The 5,221-nt window shown below is 40.3% G+C and carries 5 protein-coding genes; all 5 read left to right on the top strand.

From position 1 onward, the window contains the following. The first annotated feature begins 51 nt into the window (after nt 1-51). Nucleotides 52-1,074, top strand: a complete 1,023-nt coding sequence (locus QZY09_RS00250) for an aminotransferase class I/II-fold pyridoxal phosphate-dependent enzyme (RefSeq protein WP_367119148.1) — start codon at nt 52-54, stop codon at nt 1,072-1,074. 120 nt (nt 1,075-1,194) lie between these two features. After that, nucleotides 1,195-2,313 carry a GNAT family N-acetyltransferase gene (locus QZY09_RS00245; protein WP_295666541.1) on the top strand — a complete coding sequence of 373 codons (1,119 nt, stop codon included), beginning with the start codon at nt 1,195-1,197 and terminating at the stop codon, nt 2,311-2,313. Then, a complete protein-coding gene (locus QZY09_RS00240; RefSeq protein ID WP_295666538.1) occupies nt 2,310-3,296 on the top strand; it encodes an NAD(P)-dependent oxidoreductase in 987 nt (328 codons plus the stop codon). The genes QZY09_RS00245 and QZY09_RS00240 overlap by 4 nt, the downstream gene beginning before the upstream one ends. A gap of 29 nt (nt 3,297-3,325) precedes the next feature. Then, nucleotides 3,326-4,648, top strand: coding sequence for an inositol-3-phosphate synthase (locus QZY09_RS00235; RefSeq protein ID WP_295666535.1), 1,323 nt, complete (start codon nt 3,326-3,328; stop codon nt 4,646-4,648). 167 nt (nt 4,649-4,815) lie between these two features. After that, nucleotides 4,816-4,986, top strand: a complete 171-nt coding sequence (locus QZY09_RS00230) for a hypothetical protein (protein WP_295666532.1) — start codon at nt 4,816-4,818, stop codon at nt 4,984-4,986. The last annotated feature ends 235 nt before the right edge of the window (nt 4,987-5,221 follow it).

Below are 5,221 nucleotides of genomic sequence, written 5' to 3'. Positions count from 1 at the left end.
GTGTTAATGTTTGGTTCCAATTCTTACTGAGGATTGACAAGCCACCCTACGATGAAAGAAGCCTCAAAAAAAGCGATCGATAAATATGGAACGGGTTGTGCGGGTTCAAGGTTTTTAAACGGAACGCTTGATATTCATATTGAATTAGAGACCCGACTTGCAAAATATGTAGGTAAGGATGCTACTGTTTTATTTAGTACAGGTTTCCAGGTAAATCTTGGTGTATTATCAAGCATTACCGGCCGTAATGATTACCTTATTTTAGATGAATATGATCATGCTTCGTTAATTGACGGAAGCCGTTTATCATTTTCTAAAGTTATTAAATACGCCCACAATGACATGGAAGATCTGAAGCGAAAGCTAAGTATCCTCCCTGAAGAGTCGGTAAAACTAATAGCTGTCGACGGCATCTTCAGTATGGAAGGCGATATTGTTAAACTTCCGGAAATTGTTAAGGTAGCAGATGAATATGGCGCTAACATTATGGTTGACGATGCCCACAGTCTTGGTGTAATTGGCCATAATGGTGCAGGAACAGCATCGCACTTCAACTTAACAAAAGAAGTTGACCTCATTGGGGGTACTTTCAGTAAATCACTGGCATCACTTGGTGGATTTATTGCGGCTGATTATGAAACAATTGATTACCTGAAACATCGTGCCAGGTCTTTAATGTTCAGTGCCAGTATGCCCCCTGCTTCTGTAGCAAGTGTAATCGCTGCCCTTGACATTATTGAATCAGAGCCGGAGCACATCCAAAAACTTTGGGATAATACAAATTATGCAATGAAATTGCTTACCGAAGAAGGATTTGACCTCGGCCCTACTGAAAGCCCGATCCTGCCGATCTATGTTCGCGACAATTACAAAACATTCCTGGTTACCAAGCAATTGCAGGATGATGGCATTTTTGTTAACCCGGTGGTTTCTCCTGCGGTACCATCCGATTCATCATTGCTAAGGTACTCACTAATGGCGACCCATACCTTCGAACAGATAGATGAGTCCATCGAAAAAATTGCAAAAGCATTTAAAGATGTTGGCGTTACTTCGGTTAAAGAAAAAATATAATAATACTTGTGCTATGGGGCACATGTATTTATCAGATACTCATTTTAAAACACAACACGCAGCGAATTCAGCTGCGTGTTGTGTTTTGTTACTATTTATTTAAGATCGAAAGACACCAAAATGAAAAAGATCGTTCCGGTGAGTTCAAAAAAAGAACTGGCCACATTTATTGATTTCCCTCATGATCTTTACAAAAATGATCCGAACTACGTTCCTGAATTATTTATAGCTCAACGGGATCTGTTAACTACCCACCCATTCCATAAGCACAACCAATTGCAGGCTTTCCTTGCGTTTGATGATGACAAATTAATTGGCCGTATTGCTGCCATACTGAATAATACCAGCAATGAATTCAACCATGTTAACGACGGTTTCTGGGGGTTTTTCGATTGTATTGACGACCAGGAAACAGCGGATCTTTTGTTTAATACAGCAGCAAACTGGTTAAAAGGTAAAGGCGTAACCCAGAAGTTTATCGGCCCGGTAAACTTTTCTACCAACGAAGCCTGCGGCCTGTTAATCAAAGGCTTTGATAGCCCGCCAATGCTGATGATGACGTATAATGCGCCGTATTACGAAACGCTGGTGGAAAAAGCAGGTTTTGCGAAACAGATTGATTTGATAGCCTGGCATTGGGATGGACAGAATTATGACGACCGTTCGGTGAAATTGCTGGATGCATTAAAAGAAAGGCTTAAACGCAATCATATTACTATCCGTAATGTCAATTTAAAAAACTTTAAAGAAGAAACTGTTAAGCTCCGCGAGGTTTACAACTCGGCATGGGATAAAAACAGCGGTTTTGTACCCTTATCTGACGAGGAATTTAATTACCTGGCTAAAGACCTTAAATTAATTTTAGACCCTGACTTTGCTTTAGTAGCCGAACAAGATGGAAAAATTGTTGGTTTCGGATTGGCGCTTCCCAATTATAACGAAATTTTCAAGACCATCAAAAAAGGGCGTTTATTGCCGACAGGTCTTTTTAAACTTCTGCTTAATAAAAGTAAAATACAAAGTATCCGCATTTATGCGCTTGGTATTGTTGATGGCTACCGCAAAATGGGTATTGAGGCTTGTTTATATGGCACCATTATTAAAGAGTACAAGCGAAAAGGTTTTACACATGCCGAAGCCGGCTGGACGCTTGAAAACAACACCATGATAAACGAAGCTATAAAAGCAATTAAAGGCGACCCCTACAAAACATACAGGTTATACGAGAAAGCGATATGAAAGAACGCGTGCTAATAACCGGGGCAAGCGGGTTTATTGGTTATCATATCATACAGGAAGCACTAAAAAATAATCTCGAGGTTTACGCTGCGATCAGAAAAAGCAGCAATATCGCCCATCTGAAGGATCTTGATATAAAATACACCTACCCTGATTTTGGCGATGTTTCGTCGCTACAAAAAGAATTTGCCGACAAGAAATACGACTATATTATCCACGCCGCCGGGGCAACTAAAGCACGGTCGCAGGAAGAATACAATACCATTAATGCCGGGTATACACAAAACCTTGCCACCGCAGTACTTGAAAGCGGCATCCAGTTAAAAAAATTTGTTTTACTGGGCAGCCTTGCAGCGGTGGGCCCACTGGACAATTTGATTGAAGTATTAACGGAAAATTCGGTACCCAAGCCTGTTACGGCTTACGGTAAAAGCAAACTACTGGGCGAAGAGCAATTAAAGGCATTTGCAACCCTAAACTTCACCATACTAAAACCTACTGGTGTATATGGCCCGAGAGATAAGGATATCTTTATCTTTTTTAAACAGATAGCCAGGGGAATTGAACCTTATATTGGTAATACCGAACAAAAATTCAGTTTTCTTTACGTCACCGATCTGGCAAGAGCCACTATAAAAGCCCTATTTAATGGCAATAGGGGCACTTTTATTTTGTCGGACGGAAATTCGTACGATCGATACCAGTTAGCTGCTTTTATAAAGGATTCTATGGGTGTAAAAGCAATAAAGTTTCATTTGCCTGTTAAATTCGTAAAAATCATAGCGTATCTATCCGAAAAATACTGTGCTTTGAACAAAAAAGCATCAACGTTGAACATTGAGAAATTAAACGAGTTGATGGCTGTAAGCTGGCATTGCGATATCGGAAATGCCCGGACAGGTTTAGGCTTTGAACCAGAATATGATTTAAAAGCGGGAGTTGCGGAGTCAGTAAAATGGTACAAAACAAATAAGTGGCTTTAGCTATTTATCATTTACAATAACAAATTACTATGAAAACAAATATCAGACCTGCTGAGGGTAAACTTGGGATCCTGATCCCTGGTTTGGGTGCAGTAGCAACTACATTAATTGCCGGTGTTGAAGCCGTAAAAAAAGGAATATCACAGCCAATTGGCTCGTTAACTCAAATGGGGAACATCCGTTTAGGCAAAAGAACCGAAAACCGTTTCCCGAAAGTAAAAGATTTTGTGCCGCTGGCAAACCTGAACGATATTGTTTTTGGCGGATGGGATGTTTATTCGGACAATGTTTATGAAGCTGCCATGAAGGCTAAAGTACTTGAACCAGGCCTATTAAACCAGGTTAAAGCCGAACTGGAAATTGTGGTACCCATGAAAGCGGCGTTTGATAAAAATTACGCGAAAAATCTGGTAGCCACCAATGTAAAGACCGGTACCCGTTACGAGCTGGCACAGCAGGTAATGGAAGATATTTTAACCTTTAAGGAAAATAACGGTTGCGACAGAATCGTGCTTGTTTGGTGCGGATCAACTGAAATATATTATGAAGCATCCGATATTCACCAGAGCCTTGAAAAATTTGAGCAGGCATTAATCCTCGATGATAAACGTATCTCGCCAAGTATGATCTATGCTTACTCTGCGTTAAAATTGGGCATTCCTTTTGCAAATGGTGCGCCAAATTTAACAGTGGACATTCCTGCGATGATTGAGTTGGCTAAATTGACGGATACCCCAATTGCAGGGAAGGACTTTAAAACCGGTCAAACATTAATGAAAACCATATTAGCGCCCGGCCTGGCCGCCCGCTCTTTGGGTGTAAGAGGTTGGTTCTCGACCAATATATTGGGCAACCGCGATGGTTTGGTGCTGGATGACCCGGATAATTTTAAAACAAAGGAGGTTTCAAAACTGGGCGTACTTGAGGACATATTAAGGCCTGACGCCAACCCGGAATTATATGGGGACCTGTATCACAAGATCAGGATCGACTATTATCCGCCACATGGCGATAATAAAGAGAGCTGGGACAATATTGATATTTTTGGCTGGCTTGGCTATAAAATGCAGATAAAAATAAATTTCCTTTGCCGTGATTCCATCCTGGCAGCACCAATCGCTTTGGACCTTGCCTTGTTCAGCGACCTTGCAAAACGGGCCGGTATGAGCGGGATACAGGAATGGCTCTCATTTTATTTAAAGTCGCCGCAAACAGCGGAAGGACTGCCCCCTGAAAATGATATCTTCAAACAGCTGATAAAACTACAGAACACTCTTCGCCATTTGATGGGCGAAGACCTGATCACTCACCTGGGATTAGACTATTACCAGGAATTAGTAGATGTATTATAAATCCGTTGATTGAATAGGATTGGGGTGATTAAGTTGATTAAGTTTTTGGCAGCAAGCATTTGGCCAGATAAACGAGTATCAATCAGCTTAATTAACCTAGTCTTTTGTAATTAAACGGCACCTTGTTTTCTTAAAATCAAAACACTCAACGCAGCAAATTATTTTTAATGAACTTTAGTGTGATTGATAAAGCAGCCTGCACAGTTAATGGCTTACGCTTTTTGCCGGTAAACGTAAAATACTTGTTATGTGCCTTTATTTTATTCTGGTTTTTTGACATGGTAAAACCGTTTTATATCCGTACAAAGGAAGAATTAACCCTTGGGAAGAGAAAATGAAGGATGATGTTTTGGTCAGCATCTATACTAATATACTTCTGGCGGCCGTTGTATATTTTAATTTGTTTTAGGGTAGTAAATGCAGCTATAATTCGTTGCTATAGGTACAAGATTGTTATTTGACTTTTTGACCACAATAGTCCATAAGGCGTTTTATACCTTTGGACCTTTCATAAATAATAGATCCTGATGAAATTTCGTCATTTGGAACTAGCGCTTTAGGGTGACATAATAT

Source organism: uncultured Mucilaginibacter sp., assembly GCF_903913935.1.
In the GTDB taxonomy this organism is placed as follows: Bacteria; Bacteroidota; Bacteroidia; order Sphingobacteriales; family Sphingobacteriaceae; genus Mucilaginibacter.
This window is presented reverse-complemented; position numbering and strand designations above follow the sequence as displayed.

What these genes read in the sequence shown, in the direction of transcription:
- QZY09_RS00230 (WP_295666532.1), top strand. Translation starts at nt 4,816, where the DNA reads ATGAACTTTAGTGTGATTGATAAAGCAGCCTGCACAGTTAATGGCTTA.
- QZY09_RS00235 (WP_295666535.1), top strand. Translation starts at nt 3,326, where the DNA reads ATGAAAACAAATATCAGACCTGCTGAGGGTAAACTTGGGATCCTGATC.
- QZY09_RS00240 (WP_295666538.1), top strand. Translation starts at nt 2,310, where the DNA reads ATGAAAGAACGCGTGCTAATAACCGGGGCAAGCGGGTTTATTGGTTAT.
- QZY09_RS00245 (WP_295666541.1), top strand. Translation starts at nt 1,195, where the DNA reads ATGAAAAAGATCGTTCCGGTGAGTTCAAAAAAAGAACTGGCCACATTT.
- QZY09_RS00250 (WP_367119148.1), top strand. Translation starts at nt 52, where the DNA reads ATGAAAGAAGCCTCAAAAAAAGCGATCGATAAATATGGAACGGGTTGT.